The organism is uncultured Microbulbifer sp. (assembly GCF_913055755.1).
Lineage (GTDB): Bacteria > Pseudomonadota > Gammaproteobacteria > Pseudomonadales > Cellvibrionaceae > Microbulbifer.
In genome coordinates, this window is record NZ_CAJXKH010000003.1 from 38,657 (window position 1) to 53,297 (window position 14,641).

A 14,641-nucleotide genomic window follows, 5' to 3' on the forward strand; every position below is an offset into this window, starting at 1 on the left:
CAAAATCCGGTTATTTTTCTGCGTTTTTTCTTGCAAACCCCTGTTTTTTAATTAAGTTTGATACAGCCGTGTCATTTTTATGGCTGGGCTTACCTGATGTTTCTACCTGGTGGCGATTGTTGCGAAGCACGCGAAGTTGAAAACGGAGTCCAGTCGGGATTACAGAGTTTCCATTCTGGATATCCCACAAAGGTTTCCAGACTTCCTTTTGGCACCGGAATCAGGCATCGGGATTTTTATGCAGTAGTCCTGCGTTCCAGGGAGTTGGCAAGCAAGGCTAATTATTCAGCCTCGGTAAACCGGTTCTTCGTCAATTTCCTTCAGGCGCATATTTCGGTGTTCAGAATCACTTCTTTTATATAGAGAAAGAGGAGACAAGGGATGGCACGAGTAGCGAAGAAAAAGGCCGCGGCGAAACGTACAACCAGAAAGGCGCCGAAGCGGGTCGCCAAAAGCCCGGCTTCAGGTGGCGCTTCACCCATAGTTAGCAAGGCCCAGAAGGCCGTAGATAGTGCGGCAAAAGCGCTGGACGCCCAGCTGGACCGGGTGGGCAAGGCGCGCGCGAGGGTGCAGAAGAGCAATACCGCAGCGGCAAAGAAATCTCTGGCGAGTGCCAACGCGAAATTGCGCGAGCAGCGGGCCAAGGTCGCCAAGGCGAAGATGGAGCTGGCCAGAGCCAGTGCCATGGATGCGGTGCGCGATGCGGAAGAGGCGGCGAAGAAGAAGCTTTCCGATATGGCAGATACCCTGTCTTCCAAGGCCGAACAGGAGCTGGCAAAGGCCCTGAAGGCATTTGAAAGCCGCTGGAAGAAGACCCGTTCCAAAGCCGATGCCAAGAAGCTCAAAGTGGCGGAGAAAAAGGCCGACGCCAAAGTGAAAGCGGCAGCGAAGAAGGCTGCAGCCAAAGCCAAGGCGATAGAGAAGAAAGCCGCAGCCAAAGCCAAGGTGGAAGCCAAAAAGGCGGCGAAGAAGGCGGCGAAAAAGAAAGCGGTGAAAAAGTCCGCGGCCAAGAAATCCCCGGGTCGCCCGAAGAAGGCTGCGGCGAAGAAGGCCACCGCGAAGAAAACCACCGCCAAGAAGGCTGCGACGAAAAAGGTGAAGTCCGCACCCAAGAAGTCCGCCCGCCGCGGTCGCCCACCGAAGAAGGCATCCTGACAACGACAGCCCCGCCCCCGGCTTCCGGAGGTCTATACGAGCAAACCCCGGCTTCTGCCGGGGTTTTGCGTTTCATGTGATCGCAGTTGCGTTTGTCGTGAAGCGTGCCACAATTCGCACCTTCAGTATTCGATCCCATGCCAACCAGCTCAGCCACAGGTCATTCCATTGAGAATTCTCGCCATCGATACCACCTCCGGCGCCTGTTCCGCCGCCCTATACGATGACGGTGTAGTCTGTGAACGGTTTTTCCGGGCGGAGCGGGATCACACCAGACGTCTGTTACCGATGGTGGACGAGGTGTTGGTGGAGGGGGGAATCCGTCTGTCGCAACTGGATGCGCTGGCGGTAAGCCGCGGGCCCGGTTCATTTACCGGCTTGCGCATAGCGATCAGTTGCGCCCAGGGCCTGGCTTTTGCAGCGGATCTTCCGGTAGTACCGGTTTCCAGCCTGGCGGCGATGGCTGCGGGTGCGGTGCGCAGCAATCCGCACTGGCGCGAAGCGCCGGTACTTTCGGTTCTGGATGCCCGAATGCAGGAAGTGTACTGGGGGGTATATCGCTCCGACGCGCCGCATGTCAGCCTGTTGCCGGAGGCAGTGTCCAGCCCGGATCAGGTAGTTGCGGCTATGACCGAGGCGAATCTGGCTGGCGCGGGGGATATGCCCATCTATGCCGCCGGTCCCGGTTTGCACTACGAATCCCTGGACAGGATCAACTTTAACGAGCGCCTGCCGGAGTGCGATATTCACGCCCGCGACATCGTTGAGCTGGCGGCGGGGCTGTGGGCAGACAATCAGTGCATTTCTGCTGCCGAACTCGAACCCATTTATCTGCGCAATGAAGTGACCTGGAAAAAGCGCGAACGAATTCGCTCTCGCTGACCGGAACCGGTTCCGGGCAGGTGCAGTAACCCCCGGTCTGTAGATCAAATAAGAATCAATGGAAGCCGATTTGTGGAAATCATTCAGATCATCATTCTTGCCCTGACCCAGGGGCTTACGGAATTCCTGCCCATCTCCAGTTCCGCCCACCTGATTCTGCCGAACCAGGTCCTGGGCTGGCCGGACCAGGGGCTGGCCTTTGATGTTGCCGTTCATCTTGGGTCTTTGATTGCGGTACTGATCTATTTCCGCAAGGATGTCTGGCTGCTTATTCGCGATGGTCTGGGCGGATTCCGCGATGGCAACTTCAGCGATGAAGGGCGCCTGGCCTGGCTGATCGTGCTGGCAACGATACCCGCTGGTCTTGCGGGGCTGGCGTTCAAGGACTTTATCGAGACCCACCTGCGGTCGTCCGCGGTAATCGCCGTGACGACCATTGTGTTCGGCATTCTGCTGTGGTGGTCGGATGTACATGGAAAGCGCCTGCAAGGTCTGCCGGCGTTGAACTGGAAAAAGGCCCTGATGATCGGCTGTGCCCAGGCCATTGCCCTGATCCCCGGCACTTCCCGCTCCGGTATTACCATGACCGCGGGCCTGATGCTGGGGATGAAGCGGGAGGCCGCCGCACGTTTCTCCTTCCTGATGTCGATTCCGATTATTGCGCTCAGCGCCCTGTTGCTGACACTGGAGTTGCTGGAAACCCAGAATGTACCCTGGGGCGACATTCTGTTCGGGCTGGTGTTGTCCGGTATCAGTGCCTACCTGTGCATTCACTTTTTCCTGCAGTTTATCAGCCGCATCGGCATGGCACCGTTTGCGATTTACCGCCTGTTACTCGGTGCGGCACTGATCCTGTTGATCTGGATCGGTTAATTTCATATTCAGGTATCTGGCCAAATGAGGTTTTGACATGGCAACAGTGGCATTTATTGGTCTCGGCGTGATGGGTTTCCCGATGGCGGGTTTCCTCGCCAGGGCGGGGCACCAGGTCCGGGTTTACAATCGCACCGCCAGTCGCGCCCGGGACTGGCTGCAGGAATATGCCGGCGAAGCCTTCGCGACGCCACAGGAGGCGGCCAGTGGGGCAGAAGTGGTATTTGCCTGTGTGGGCAATGATGACGACCTGCGTCAGGTGACGGTGGGCGAGCAGGGTGCCTTTGCGGGTATGCGTGCCGGCACCCTGTTTGTGGATCACACCACGGCTTCTGCCAATGTAGCCCGCGAGCTGGCGCAGGTGGCTGCCTCACAACAGGTGGCGTTTCTTGATGCGCCGGTATCCGGAGGTCAGGCCGGTGCGGAAAATGGCGCACTGACCGTGATGGTGGGTGGTGAGCAGGCGGACTTCGAGCGCGCGCGGCCACTGATCGACTGCTATGCGCGCGCGGTGAACCTGTTGGGACCAGTGGGCAGTGGGCAGCTGTGCAAAATGGTCAACCAGATCTGTATCGCCGGGGTGGTGCAGGGGCTTGCTGAAGGCTTGCACTTCGCCAGGGCTGCCGGGCTGGACGGCGAGCAGGTGGTCGAGGTGATTTCCAAGGGGGCCGCACAGAGCTGGCAGATGGAGAACCGCTACAAGACCATGCTGGCAGGAGAGTATGAACACGGTTTTGCCGTGGACTGGATGCGCAAGGACCTGGGTATTGTGCTGGATGAAGCCCAGCGCAACGGTGCGCTGTTGCCGGTAACCGCGCTGGTGGACCAGTTCTACAGCGAGGTCCAGGCCCTCGGCGGGGCGCGCTGGGATACCTCCAGTCTGTTTGCCCGCCTTACCAACCTGCGGGATTTTGATTCCCCCAGGGACTGATCTACAGCGCTGCACCGGCTCTGCCCGGTGCAGCCACTTCTCAAATAATCCGAGTGCGTCCCCGTGCGAGTTTTATTGCTTTCCGCCTATGATGCCGACAGCCACAAACGCTGGCGGCGCGGCCTGGTGGCGGCCATCCCGGAGTGGCAGTGGACCGTGCTGAGCCTGCCGCCGCGATATTTCAGCTGGCGGATCCGCGGCAACAGCCTTTCCTGGGGCAGGGGAGAGACGAGAGACATTCTGCGGCAGCCGTGGGATCTTATCGTCGCTACTTCCATGACCGACCTCACCGCGCTGCGGGGCCTGGTGCCCGAAATTGCGCCGGTGCCGACCGCGGTCTATTTCCACGAAAACCAGTTTGACTATCCCCGCAGCGAGGCTGCGGTGGAAAGTATCGAACCGCAGTTACTCAACATATACACCGCGCTGGGTGGCGATCTGGTCCTGTTCAACTCCGAATACAATCGCAGCACCCTGCTGGAGGGGGCTGCCGAACTGCTGCACCGTTTCCCCGACCATGTTCCCCGGGGCGTCTGCCAGGAAATCGCGGACAAGTCCCGGGTGTTGCCGGTGCCACTGGAAGCGGCGGTGTTCCAGCCCGCAACAGAAAAAGCCGCCGGGCCTACCTTTGTCTGGAATCACCGTTGGGAGTATGACAAGGGGCCGGATATCCTGCTGGCCGCATTGCGACGTTTCGGTCGCGAGGGTATTCCCTTTACCCTGCACGTCGTCGGGCAGCAGTTTCGGCGGCAACCGGCTGAGTTTGCGCAAATCAAGAAGTGCCTGGCCAAGCTGGGGGCGCTGGGAGCATGGGGGTACCGGGAGAACCTGGACGAATACCGCCAGCTGCTGGCTGCCAGTCACGGGGTCATTTCCACCGCGCGCCATGATTTCCAGGGGCTGTCCACGCTGGAAGCGGTGGCAGCCGGCTGTGAGCCGCTGGTGCCCGACAGTCTGGCCTACCCGGAGTGGTTCGGTCGCGGCGGCTGGCGCTGTTCCGACGATGTCGAATCCTGTGCCGCCAACCTGAGCGCGGCCATGCTCAGATGTGCCCGGCGGGTACTCGCGGGGGAGCTTCCCCGGGTGCCGGATGTCTCCTCGCTGAGCTGGGGATCCATGGGCGAAGAATACCGGGCGCTGCTCGCGCAGTGCGGCGGCCTGACCGTACAATCGTCGCCCTGAAACGGGTATCATGCGCCCCTGATCAATGGTATGGGTGAGGGCGTTTTCATCGCTACCCATACCCTTCGACAGCGGCGCCAGAACGGCGAATTCGGGATTACCAAGGAATTTACCAGCAACCATGAGCAAGCAGCGCGTACTTACCGGCATCACTACCACCGGCACTCCCCACCTCGGCAACTATGTGGGAGCAATCCGTCCGGCGATTGCCGCGAGCCAGGAAGAGAACAACCAGTCTTTTTATTTTCTGGCAGACTACCACGCGCTGATCAAATGCCACGATCCCGCGCAGGTACACCAGTCCACGCTGGAAATTGCCGCTACCTGGCTGGCGCTGGGCCTGAATACGGATAACGTGGTGTTTTATCGCCAGTCCGATATTCACGAGATCCCTGAGCTCACCTGGCTGCTGACCTGCATGACCGCCAAGGGCCTGATGAACCGCGCCCACGCATACAAGGCTGCGGTGGACGCCAATCGCGCCGACGGCGAGGACTCCGATTTCGGCATCACCATGGGGCTCTACAGTTACCCGATTCTGATGGCCGCCGACATCCTGATGTTCAATGCCAACAAGGTGCCGGTGGGCAAGGACCAGATCCAGCATATCGAAATGGCCCGGGATATCGCCCAGCGTTTCAACCACCATTACGGCGAGCACTTTGCGCTGCCGGAAGCCGTGGTCGATGACCATGTGGCGGTACTGCAGGGGCTGGACGGGCGCAAGATGAGCAAGAGTTACGGCAATACCATTCCGCTGTTCCTGCCGGAAAAGAAACTCAAGAAGCACATCAACAAGATCAAGACCAACCTGCTGGAACCGGGCGAACCGAAAGATCCGGAGACCTCTACCGTGTTCCAGATCTGGCAGGCATTCGCCACCCAGGAACAGACCGCGGAGATGCGCAAAGCCTTTGCCGAGGGGATTGCCTGGGGCGAAGCCAAGAAGCAGCTGTTTGAACTGATCAACGACCAGATCGGTGAAGCCCGTGAGCGCTACGAAGAATTGCTGGCCAACCCCGCACAGATTGAAGCCGAGCTGGAAAAGGGGGCGGAGAAGGCCCGTGCCTATTCAGCGCCGCTGCTGAAATCCCTGCGCGAGGCCGTCGGCATCCGCAAGATCGGTTGATACTCCTATCATTTTTCCGGGGTATTATTCTGCCCCGGCACATCACCGGCTGTGGGGACTCTTGTCCCCATGGCCGGCCACCCCTCCCTGCGCCGGCCCGGGTCTTGATCTGAATCGTCTGTCTGGTTGTGAAACAGGTGTACCTGGGTCTCAAATGGCATATCGATATTGGCCGCGTCCAGTGCCTCCTTGATGGCGTGAACCACTTTGGATCTGGTGTGGGTGATGTCCGTCTGTTTGCTCAGGGTCCACCAGCGCGCGCGGATGGTTACCCAGCTGGCAGCGAGTTCCCAGGGCAGCGCCTCGGGAGCGGGGTCTTTCAGCACGCCGTCCACCCCGGTCACCGCTGCGCGGATAATCTCGCAGGCATCGCCAATATTATCCCCGTAACCAATGCCCACCTCGTATTCCGAGCGGCGGCTGCTGTGGGCGGTGCTGACCACAATGGCGTTGGTGTAGATATCACTGTTGGGAATGACAACCCGCTGCCCGTCGAAGGTGTCGATCAGGGTGGCGCGGGTTTCTATCCTGTATACCGTCCCTTCAAATTCGCCCACCTTTACCTGGTCGCCCACTTCAAAAGGTTGCCGCAGCAGGATCAGCAGGCCCGCGAGCCAGTTTTGCAGGATATCCTTGAAGGCAAACCCGATGGCCACTGAGCCGACTCCGAGGCCAGCTACCAGGTCCCCCGGTTTCAGGCTGGGCATCACGATAGTGGCCGCCAGCAAAAAGCCCACCAGCACAAGGCTCCATTTGACCAGACTGCCGAGAACGTCGCCGAGATTGGCTCTGTCGCGGCGGGTCAGTTGTTTCGAGATCAGGTGGCGGCTCAGTTGGCCAATCAGGTAGAAAACCAGCAGGATCACCAGGGCGACGCAGATATTTGGTAACAACCGGATCGCGCCATCCACCCAGCTATCCACCTGGGTGATCGCCTGGTCAAGGTCGGCATTGATCTGTTCTTTGGAGCCGGTGGGCGCCTCTGCGGACTGGCCTTTGCCCATGGTCGGCACTCAGCCCGGGTTCTTCAGGCGAATATTCAGGGAGAAATCCGCAACTTCGTCGTTGTCGGCGGCATCCGGGGTGAGGAATACCCTGATGCGGTAGGTGCCGTCACGGGGCAGCACGCCGGAAAATTGTGGATGGCTGCCGGCACCATTGTGCAGTGCCCGCGGCGCCGCCGGTGCGGTGATACGCAGGCCACTGTGCGCATTGCTGCTGGACAGCTGGATGGCCAGGGACTGGCCGGTGCGGGCGTCCACAAGATAGGTGACCGACCCGTGACCGCTAATGGATGCGGAAACCGTTGCGGCTCCCTGCTGCATGGGGCCGGCGCTGTCTGCGAACAGTATGCGTTCGCTGCGCTGATCATTGCGCGACGCTGCCAGTGCAGCCACCAGGGAGCAGAGCAACAGGGGCGGCAACAGCCAGAATGTCCGCAGCCGGTTGTTGGGGTTCCGGGCAGTGTTGTTCACGGGCGCTCCTGAATCGGGTTCCTATTCAGTGTAGTCCGCTGTGGCGCCCATATTGTTTTCGCATGGAGCAGGGAGAGTGCAACCCGGCCGGTTACTCTGTCTGCCGCAGGAATTTTCCGTGTTCCAGGTAGTGAATCACCTGATCGATGACCTTGCGGTTTTTCATCATGAACACGTGGGTCACCGGCATCTTCAGGTGGTCGTGCATGCCTGCGAGCTTGGTCCGCTCTACGGTGACCTTACCGTCATCCTCCTGCGGCAGCAGGGTGGACAGGATGGGATTGATGCTGCGGGTGCCGGCAATGATGCCTACATCAAAGGTCGCCGCCCCCAGTTTGTTGGGCACGCTCATTTCCCCGGTGCCCAACTGCAGCCCGGCGTCACCGAAAATAAAATGGAATCCGGGAAAGCTGCCCAGCTTGTCGACCACTTCGCTGCCCCGGTTCGGGGGACCCAGCATCACCACGTGCTTCAGGTTTTCAATCTTGACCTGGCTCAGGTATTGCCTGACCAGGATGCCGCCCATGGAGTGGGTGACAAAATTGACCTGGTCGTGCCCCTGACACTGGTCCAGCGCCGGCGCTATGGCCGGGCCGGCGAGTTTTTCGATGGGGAAATCCGTCGACGGGTAGCTGACATTCACCGGTGTGTACCCTGCATCTTCCAGTGCAGATTCGAGTTTTTCCATGGAGCTGCCGGACTTCGCCAGGCCGTGCAACAGGATCACGCAGCTGGATTTTTCTTCCGCGCCGGTTTCTGAGCTCGCAGGAGCGGGCGCCGCCGGAGCGGTAGCCGCGAATGTCGAACTCATCAGCGCCAGCGCCAGGGCCGCAATAGTGGTTGTCTGCATGGGTTGTTCTCTCGTTCCGGGGCAAAACAGGGATAACTTCCGCCTCAAGTGTAATGACAAGCGCTGCGGGAACAGAAGTTGTCAGCGCGATTGTAGCGGGGATTGCCGCGCCGGCAACCTGCGGGCTTTCCCCTCCCTTTAGCTCGAGCGGGATCCACCGCGCAGCATACCTCTGCCTGATGCGGTATTCGCCTCCCGGGGACGGCTGCAGATTGCTATACTCCGCGCGCCTGAAGCAGTACCACTCAACTGGAGACATAGATGACAGATTCACTGTGCGATATCGGTTTTATTGGCGCGGGAGTCATGGGGAAAAACCTGATCCTCAACCTGGCGGACAATGGTTACCGTGTCTGCGCCTTCGACCTGGACCACAGTCGTCTGGAAGCGCTAGTCGAACAGGACGCCCAGGAACGCGGCGAGCAGCCGCCACGGGTGGAAGTCTGCAACTCCTATACGGAACTTCTCTCGCGGGTAAAGGCGCCACACCTGGTGGTCCTCTCGGTACCTGCGGGGGCGCCGGTAGATGATGTGTGCAACAAGCTGCTGGACGCCGGCTTGCAGGCGGATGACATCGTGATCGACACCGGCAACAGCCTGTGGACGGACTCGGTGGAGCGCTGCAAGCGCTTTGAGGGCAAACTGATTTTCTTCACAACTGCCGTTTCCGGTGGCGAAGTGGGCGCCAGGTTTGGACCGTCACTGATGCCCAGCGGCGACCCCTACGCCTGGGCGCGGATCGAACCGGTGTGGCACGCCATTGCGGCAAAAGTGGATCCCGCCACTGGCCAGCCCATCGAGCGCTTTGAGCCGGGCAACCCGGTTAAAGAGGGTGAGCCCTGCGCGGCCTATATCGGTCCCATCGGCTCCGGGCACTTTGTGAAGATGGTGCACAACGGCATCGAGTACGCGGATATGCAGATGATCTGCGAAGTGTATGACGTGATGCGCAGCGCCCTGGAAATGTCACCGCAGGATATCGCCGCGGTATTCCGCGAGTGGAACAAGGGGGTGCTGCACAGCTACCTGATCGATATCAGTGCGGATGTGCTGGACACCGTGGATTCCGAAACCGGCCAGCCGCTGGTGGACGTGATTCTGGATCGCGCCGGGCAGAAGGGGACCGGTCTGTGGACTGCGGTCAGCAGCCTGGAAGTAGGGTGCCCGGCACCGAGTATCGCCGAGGCGGTGTTCGCCCGTTCACTCTCGACCCGCAAGGTACTGCGAACCCGCGCGGCGAAAAAACTGGCCGGGCCGGCGGTGACGCCGGTTTCACAGGAGCGCCGGGAGGAGGTGATCGGACAGCTGCACGACGCCCTCTACTGCGCCAAAATCTGTGTCTATGCGCAGGGCTTCGACCTGATGAAACTTGCTGCCCGCGAGCAGGGCTGGCAACTGAATTTTGCCGAAATCGCCAGGATCTGGCGCGCCGGCTGTATTATCCGCGCGGTTTTCCTGCAGTCCATCAGTGACGCTTACGAGCGGGATACCAAGCTCTCCAACCTGTTGCTGGACGAATTCTTTATCGAGCAGATTGCCAGCAACCAGGGCAACTGGCGTCGCGCGGTAGCCGATGCCACCATCGGCGGTATTCCGGTACCGGCGCTGTCCTCTGCGCTCAGTTACTACGATGCCTTCCGCCGCGAATCGGTGCCGGCGAACCTGTTGCAGGCGCAGCGGGACTTTTTCGGTGCACATACCTTTTCCCGTACCGATCGCCCGGAGCAGGAAAAATATCATGTGCTCTGGAGCAAGCCGGGGCGCCCGGTTGTCAGGATCAAGTAATCCCACAAAAACGGCCGCTTTGTTGCGGCCGTTTTTTTATGGGTAACCTTCCCGTGGAATCTCGCTGAGCGGCTAGCGGTTCAGCGGGCTCTTGCCGGGAAAGTACGGAAGGCATCATTTACCGCCTGGTCCACCGCCCGCTCCGGGTTGTCGAGTACCTTGCGGGTGATGGGTTTTTGCGCGCGTCCGCGCCACACCACTTTGCGCTGCCGGGCATCCAGTAAATCGATCGTCAGGTGGCCTGCGGTGTACTGGTTGAAATCGGCGTGGTAGCCCGGAGGCAGGGATTTGTAGTACTCCTCCAGGTAGGGATAGCGCGCCGCGGCAAACCCGAGGTTGTAGCTCTGTCTCGACTTGACCTGTCGCTCCGCGTGCACATGGACATTGACCAGTACATCCGGGGTCTTGCTCGGGGTCATGCCGCGGGCCATCAATTGCTCCGAAACCTCGGAGCGGGCCAGGGCCATGGCGCGGCCATTACTGCCGGAAGCCGGGACAAACCCGAAGGTCCGGTACTGGCTGAGGGCGGAAGAGGATGCTGTGCTGGTGGTACCCGCGCATCCTGCAAGGGCCAGTGGCAGCAGGATGGATACAGCTATTGAGCGCCAGATGTTCATAGGCCATTCCCGGTGTGGACTTCGCTTCAGTTTCAGGGGCGCCCACGTTGCAGGCGTCGCCTAAATCAGCTTAGCTCGGGAATGGCACGGAAGTAGTCCTGGAACCCGCTAGTCAGGTTGCCCCGGGCGGTCAGAATACTTCTTCTACTTCCGCGGCGAGCTGTTCGGCGTCTGCGCGGGCGGCGCGAGCCACGATTTCCTCGACACTGGCGGTATCGGTATTCACGCCGCCGAATGCCGCCAGCAGGTCTTTGAGCAGGGCGGAAATCTCCAGGGTCATTACCGAGAACTCGATATCAAAGCGCTGGGCGGCGTTTTCCGCGTCCACGTTGTCGGCCTTTTCCGTCACCGCGTCACTGAACTTGAGCCGTTTGATTGCCAGCTGGTCGTCCACCATCAGTTCGACGCCGTCGCGCCAGACCAGGCCCAGCTTGTGCACCTGCATGCCGGCTACCAGGTGATTGTGAATTTCCTCCGCGCACAGGTCCTGGTTTTTGCAGCGGATCACGCTGCCGGACTCTTGGGGATCGCGCAGCTCGCACTCGTGGCCGAATTCGAAGTTGGCCGGCGCTTCCGGGGCGGTCAGCCAGTGGGTCATGGACTGCTGGGGAATATTCTTTGCCGCTAGCGGCACCACCGACAGGCTGCTGATCGCTTCGCGCAGGTTCTCCAGCAGTTCTTCCGCGGCCTTGGCGGAGGAGGCGTTGACCACAACCCAGCCGTCTTTGGGGTCGATATAGGCATACTGCAGGCGCGAGCGGGCAAAGGCCTTCGGGCGCATCTCCAGCAGCACCTCATCCTTCAGGTTCTGGCGTTCCTTGCGGCCCACATTGCGGGCCTCCTTGTCGGCAATGGCCTGGGCCATTTCCTCGACCCTTTCGTTGACCACCGCTGCGGGAATCACCTTTTCCTGCTTCTTGGCACACACCATGAGATAGCCGTTGGCGGCGTGCACCAGCTCGCTGCCGTGGCGTCCCAGGGGCGGTACCCAGCCATAGCGGGCCATATCCTGGCTGCCGCAGGGGGTGAAGGCATCGGGCTCCAGCAGTTCGTTCAATTTTTCAGCGGAGAGGGGGAAGTCGCGGGTGAGGCGGTAAACGCGCAGGTTCTTGAACCACATAGATCAGGCTGCCAGTCCGGTAAGTAAAAAGCGGCCGGGTATTATGCGGATTTGGGCGGTTGGGGGCCAGTGTAAACACCGGCCTCGTCGGTCACACTAATGTTGAACAGGGTGACCTTCCGGGTCATCGCTCCGTCAGCAGCAGGTTGCCCTCTTTGCTCTGGGCATAGGCGGTAAAGGGCAGCGCCACGGTGTCGGTTGCAGCGGAAAATACGCTGTCGAACAGGTAGAAACCCAGCTGCAGATCGAAGTAGATATGGTTGCCGGTGGAATTCATTTTGCACATATTGTAGGCAACACCGCTGTATACCCGCGGGAGGGATTCACAGTGCGTATTTTGCTGTTTCAGGTTTTCCGCAACCTCTGCGTCCGAATGCGTCAGGGTGGTGAAGGTGCCGCAACCGGACAGGAGGGACAGGGTGAGCAAAACAAGAAGTTGTTTCATGGAGATCTCATTATTTCTGTGGAATTTATGACAGCCTGCTGTCGGGGCTATTGAGGTTCCGTTTAGCTTAAAAAGTGACTGCTTTAGGTCGGGCACATGTTCCTTATGGTGGCCTGCAGATCGCTTACAGGCAGAGGTCTGCGAATGTGCCTTGTGTCAGTGAGAGCAGATCTGCCGGAGATAGTTCAATTTCCAGGCCGCGGCGACCGGCACTGACGTAGATTGTCTGCATGTCGCGCGCAGTCGTATGCAGGTATGTACGCAGGTTTTTTTTCTGGCCCAGAGGGCTGACACCGCCCAACACGTAGCCCGTGGTTCTTTCCACATCCTGTTTGTCGGCCATTCCGGCTTTCTTGGCTTTCGCGGCACTGGCAATCAGTTTCATATTGAGTAGTGCGTCCACGGGAATAATGGCCACAGCGAGTTGCTTCCCGTCCAGTTGTACCACCAGGGTTTTGAATACCTGTTCAGGCTGGACATCCAGTTTTTCCGCGGCTTCAAGTCCATAAGAAGTGGCGGCGGGGTCGTGGGTGTACTGGTGAATGGTGTGCGCTACTTTTGCTTTTTTCGCCGCATTGATCGCCGGTGTCATTGTCAGTCCATTGTTTTCCAATCTGCGGTAATTCTCCCCTGAATTTCCGCCAAATACAAAAAAGCCCGGCGAATATCGCCGGGCTTTGGGGAAGTGGTGACAGTAATTTACTCAGTGTTTTGCCGGTATCGCAGCCACGACTTTCAGGAAGTACTCCCAGAAATTCCCCACACTTTCGATATGCACCCGTTCTTCCGGTGAATGGGCGCGGCGGATGGTGGGGCCGAAGGACACCATATCCCAGTGCGGATAGGGCTTGGCCAGCAGGCCACATTCGAGGCCGGCGTGGATGACCTTCACTTCCGGCTCCTCGCCTTCCATTTCCTTGTACACATCTTTCATCAACGCCAGCAGCGGTGATTTCATGTTGGGGGTCCAGCCCGGGTAGGCGTTGTCCAGGGAGGCCTCCGCTCCCGCCAAGCGGAACACCGCGGCCACGTTGAGGCCGTGCTGGTCGCGGGCGCTATCGGACAGGCTGCGCACCAGGCACTGGAAGCGCACCCGGTGTTGGCCGTTTTCCTCTTCGGTCACCACACGGGCCAGGTTGTTGGAGGTATCGGCAATGCCCTCCAGGTCCGTGCTCATGCGCTCAACACCGCTGGGGCAGGCGCGGAGTGCCCACGCCAGCTTCTGCTGGCTGGCGGCGTCCATCACGCTTGCGGGCTGCTCGGTTTCGTCCAGGGCAATTTCCAGCTTGGGCTCGTTGTCGAACTCGGCCTTGATCACCGCGGTTTCCTGCAGGACGATTTCCATCAGGCGCGCGGCCTGGTCGGCCTGCACGGTAACCACGCTGAAGGACTCGCGCGGAATCGCATTGCGCAGGCTGCCGCCGTCGAGGCTGGCGATGCGCAGGGAAGTCAATTCGGTTTGCGCCGCATCGATAATGCGGTTGGCCATCTTGTTGGCATTGCCGCGGCCCTTGTCGATATCCAGACCGGAATGGCCGCCGCGCAGACCGCGCACGCTGAGCTTGAATGCCTTGTGGCCTGCCGGTAGCGCCTCCGCTGTGTAGGGCAGGGCGGCATTGATGTCCACACCGCCGGCACAGCCCACGTAGAGTTCACCTTCATCCTCGGTATCCAGGTTCAGTAGCAGCTCCGCCTCGAAGTGGCCGGGGTGCAGGTTCTTGGCGCCGGTCATACCCGCTTCCTCGTCAATGGTCAGCAGGGCTTCCAGCGCCGGGTGGGGAATGTCGGTGGATTCCAGCAGCGCGAGAATCGCCGCAACGCCGATGCCATTGTCCGCACCCAGGGTGGTGCCTTCCGCGGTCACCCACTCGCCGTCGACATAGGGCTTGATGGAATCGGTGAGGAAGTCGTGGTCGGTGTCGGCATTCTTTTGCGGCACCATGTCCACGTGGCTCTGCATTGCCAGGATCTTGCGGTCTTCCATGCCCGGGGTGGCGGGCTTCTTGATGATGACATTGCCGATCTGGTCCAGTTTTACCTCGAGTCCACGGGCCTTGGCGAAATCGAGGATATAGGCCACCACTTTTTCCTCGTGCTTGGACGGCCGCGGGATTTCGCACAGCTTGGCAAAGTGCTTCCAGAGGGGAGTGGGGTTCAGTTCAGCAATATTCGACATGGAATTTCCTTGTATCTGGGT

15 protein-coding genes are annotated in these 14,641 nt (G+C 59.8%); 7 read left to right on the forward strand and 8 right to left on the reverse strand.

Annotated features, from left to right (window positions below):
* The first annotated feature begins 381 nt into the window (after positions 1 to 381).
* The 6 genes from QZ511_RS01330 to QZ511_RS01355 all read left to right on the forward strand — a co-directional run bounded on the left by QZ511_RS01330 (position 382) and on the right by QZ511_RS01355 (position 6,152).
* On the forward strand, positions 382 to 1,155 hold the full coding sequence (locus QZ511_RS01330; RefSeq protein WP_295797815.1) for a hypothetical protein: 774 nt from the start codon (positions 382 to 384) through the stop codon (positions 1,153 to 1,155).
* Between the two features lie 168 nt (positions 1,156 to 1,323).
* Complete coding sequence (gene tsaB / locus QZ511_RS01335) at positions 1,324 to 2,037, forward strand: tRNA (adenosine(37)-N6)-threonylcarbamoyltransferase complex dimerization subunit type 1 TsaB (protein WP_295797818.1); 714 nt, start codon at positions 1,324 to 1,326, stop codon at positions 2,035 to 2,037.
* A gap of 72 nt (positions 2,038 to 2,109) precedes the next feature.
* Positions 2,110 to 2,910 carry an undecaprenyl-diphosphate phosphatase gene (locus QZ511_RS01340; protein ID WP_295797821.1) on the forward strand — a complete coding sequence of 267 codons (801 nt, stop codon included), beginning with the start codon at positions 2,110 to 2,112 and terminating at the stop codon, positions 2,908 to 2,910.
* A gap of 37 nt (positions 2,911 to 2,947) precedes the next feature.
* Complete coding sequence (locus tag QZ511_RS01345; RefSeq protein WP_295797824.1) at positions 2,948 to 3,841, forward strand: NAD(P)-dependent oxidoreductase; 894 nt, start codon at positions 2,948 to 2,950, stop codon at positions 3,839 to 3,841.
* Between the two features lie 63 nt (positions 3,842 to 3,904).
* Positions 3,905 to 5,023, forward strand: a complete 1,119-nt coding sequence (locus tag QZ511_RS01350; protein WP_295797826.1) for a DUF3524 domain-containing protein — start codon at positions 3,905 to 3,907, stop codon at positions 5,021 to 5,023.
* Between the two features lie 121 nt (positions 5,024 to 5,144).
* Complete coding sequence (locus tag QZ511_RS01355) at positions 5,145 to 6,152, forward strand: tryptophan--tRNA ligase (RefSeq protein ID WP_295797828.1); 1,008 nt, start codon at positions 5,145 to 5,147, stop codon at positions 6,150 to 6,152.
* A gap of 8 nt (positions 6,153 to 6,160) precedes the next feature.
* Here the strand turns inward: QZ511_RS01355 and QZ511_RS01360 are convergent, their stop codons facing one another.
* The 3 genes from QZ511_RS01360 to QZ511_RS01370 form a co-directional block, all read right to left on the reverse strand.
* Positions 6,161 to 7,156, reverse strand: coding sequence for a mechanosensitive ion channel family protein (locus QZ511_RS01360; protein ID WP_295797831.1), 996 nt, complete (start codon positions 7,154 to 7,156; stop codon positions 6,161 to 6,163).
* Between the two features lie 9 nt (positions 7,157 to 7,165).
* A complete protein-coding gene (locus QZ511_RS01365) occupies positions 7,166 to 7,627 on the reverse strand; it encodes a PPC domain-containing protein (RefSeq protein WP_295797834.1) in 462 nt (153 codons plus the stop codon).
* 91 nt (positions 7,628 to 7,718) lie between these two features.
* On the reverse strand, positions 7,719 to 8,477 hold the full coding sequence (locus QZ511_RS01370) for an alpha/beta hydrolase (RefSeq protein ID WP_295797836.1): 759 nt from the start codon (positions 8,475 to 8,477) through the stop codon (positions 7,719 to 7,721).
* 261 nt (positions 8,478 to 8,738) lie between these two features.
* On the opposite strand from QZ511_RS01370, the gene gndA reads away from it, so the two are divergent.
* Positions 8,739 to 10,262, forward strand: coding sequence for an NADP-dependent phosphogluconate dehydrogenase (gene gndA, locus QZ511_RS01375; protein WP_295797839.1), 1,524 nt, complete (start codon positions 8,739 to 8,741; stop codon positions 10,260 to 10,262).
* Positions 10,263 to 10,342: 80 nt separating this feature from the next.
* Here the strand turns inward: gndA and QZ511_RS01380 are convergent, their stop codons facing one another.
* From QZ511_RS01380 to QZ511_RS01400, 5 genes are all read right to left on the reverse strand, one after another.
* Positions 10,343 to 10,879: a DUF4136 domain-containing protein gene (locus QZ511_RS01380; RefSeq protein WP_295797842.1), complete on the reverse strand. Its 537-nt coding sequence runs from the start codon at positions 10,877 to 10,879 to the stop codon at positions 10,343 to 10,345.
* A gap of 130 nt (positions 10,880 to 11,009) precedes the next feature.
* On the reverse strand, positions 11,010 to 11,999 hold the full coding sequence (rdgC, locus tag QZ511_RS01385) for a recombination-associated protein RdgC (RefSeq protein ID WP_295797844.1): 990 nt from the start codon (positions 11,997 to 11,999) through the stop codon (positions 11,010 to 11,012).
* A gap of 124 nt (positions 12,000 to 12,123) precedes the next feature.
* Positions 12,124 to 12,444 (reverse strand): YceK/YidQ family lipoprotein, encoded by a 321-nt coding sequence (locus QZ511_RS01390; protein ID WP_295797847.1) that lies wholly within the window; start codon positions 12,442 to 12,444, stop codon positions 12,124 to 12,126.
* Between the two features lie 124 nt (positions 12,445 to 12,568).
* A complete protein-coding gene (gene ybaK / locus QZ511_RS01395) occupies positions 12,569 to 13,036 on the reverse strand; it encodes a Cys-tRNA(Pro) deacylase (RefSeq protein ID WP_295797850.1) in 468 nt (155 codons plus the stop codon).
* 111 nt (positions 13,037 to 13,147) lie between these two features.
* On the reverse strand, positions 13,148 to 14,620 hold the full coding sequence (locus tag QZ511_RS01400; RefSeq protein WP_295797853.1) for an aminoacyl-histidine dipeptidase: 1,473 nt from the start codon (positions 14,618 to 14,620) through the stop codon (positions 13,148 to 13,150).
* Positions 14,621 to 14,641: the final 21 nt, after the last annotated feature.

Excerpts from the sequence above, each read along its gene's own strand:
- QZ511_RS01360 (WP_295797831.1), bottom strand. The coding sequence starts at position 7,156 with ATGGGCAAAGGCCAGTCCGCAGAGGCGCCCACCGGCTCCAAAGAACAG.
- QZ511_RS01370 (WP_295797836.1), bottom strand. The coding sequence starts at position 8,477 with ATGCAGACAACCACTATTGCGGCCCTGGCGCTGGCGCTGATGAGTTCG.
- QZ511_RS01380 (WP_295797842.1), bottom strand. The coding sequence starts at position 10,879 with ATGAACATCTGGCGCTCAATAGCTGTATCCATCCTGCTGCCACTGGCC.
- gndA (WP_295797839.1), top strand. The coding sequence starts at position 8,739 with ATGACAGATTCACTGTGCGATATCGGTTTTATTGGCGCGGGAGTCATG.
- rdgC (WP_295797844.1), bottom strand. The coding sequence starts at position 11,999 with ATGTGGTTCAAGAACCTGCGCGTTTACCGCCTCACCCGCGACTTCCCC.
- QZ511_RS01390 (WP_295797847.1), bottom strand. The coding sequence starts at position 12,444 with ATGAAACAACTTCTTGTTTTGCTCACCCTGTCCCTCCTGTCCGGTTGC.
- QZ511_RS01345 (WP_295797824.1), top strand. The coding sequence starts at position 2,948 with ATGGCAACAGTGGCATTTATTGGTCTCGGCGTGATGGGTTTCCCGATG.
- ybaK (WP_295797850.1), bottom strand. The coding sequence starts at position 13,036 with ATGACACCGGCGATCAATGCGGCGAAAAAAGCAAAAGTAGCGCACACC.
- QZ511_RS01355 (WP_295797828.1), top strand. The coding sequence starts at position 5,145 with ATGAGCAAGCAGCGCGTACTTACCGGCATCACTACCACCGGCACTCCC.
- QZ511_RS01400 (WP_295797853.1), bottom strand. The coding sequence starts at position 14,620 with ATGTCGAATATTGCTGAACTGAACCCCACTCCCCTCTGGAAGCACTTT.
- QZ511_RS01330 (WP_295797815.1), top strand. The coding sequence starts at position 382 with ATGGCACGAGTAGCGAAGAAAAAGGCCGCGGCGAAACGTACAACCAGA.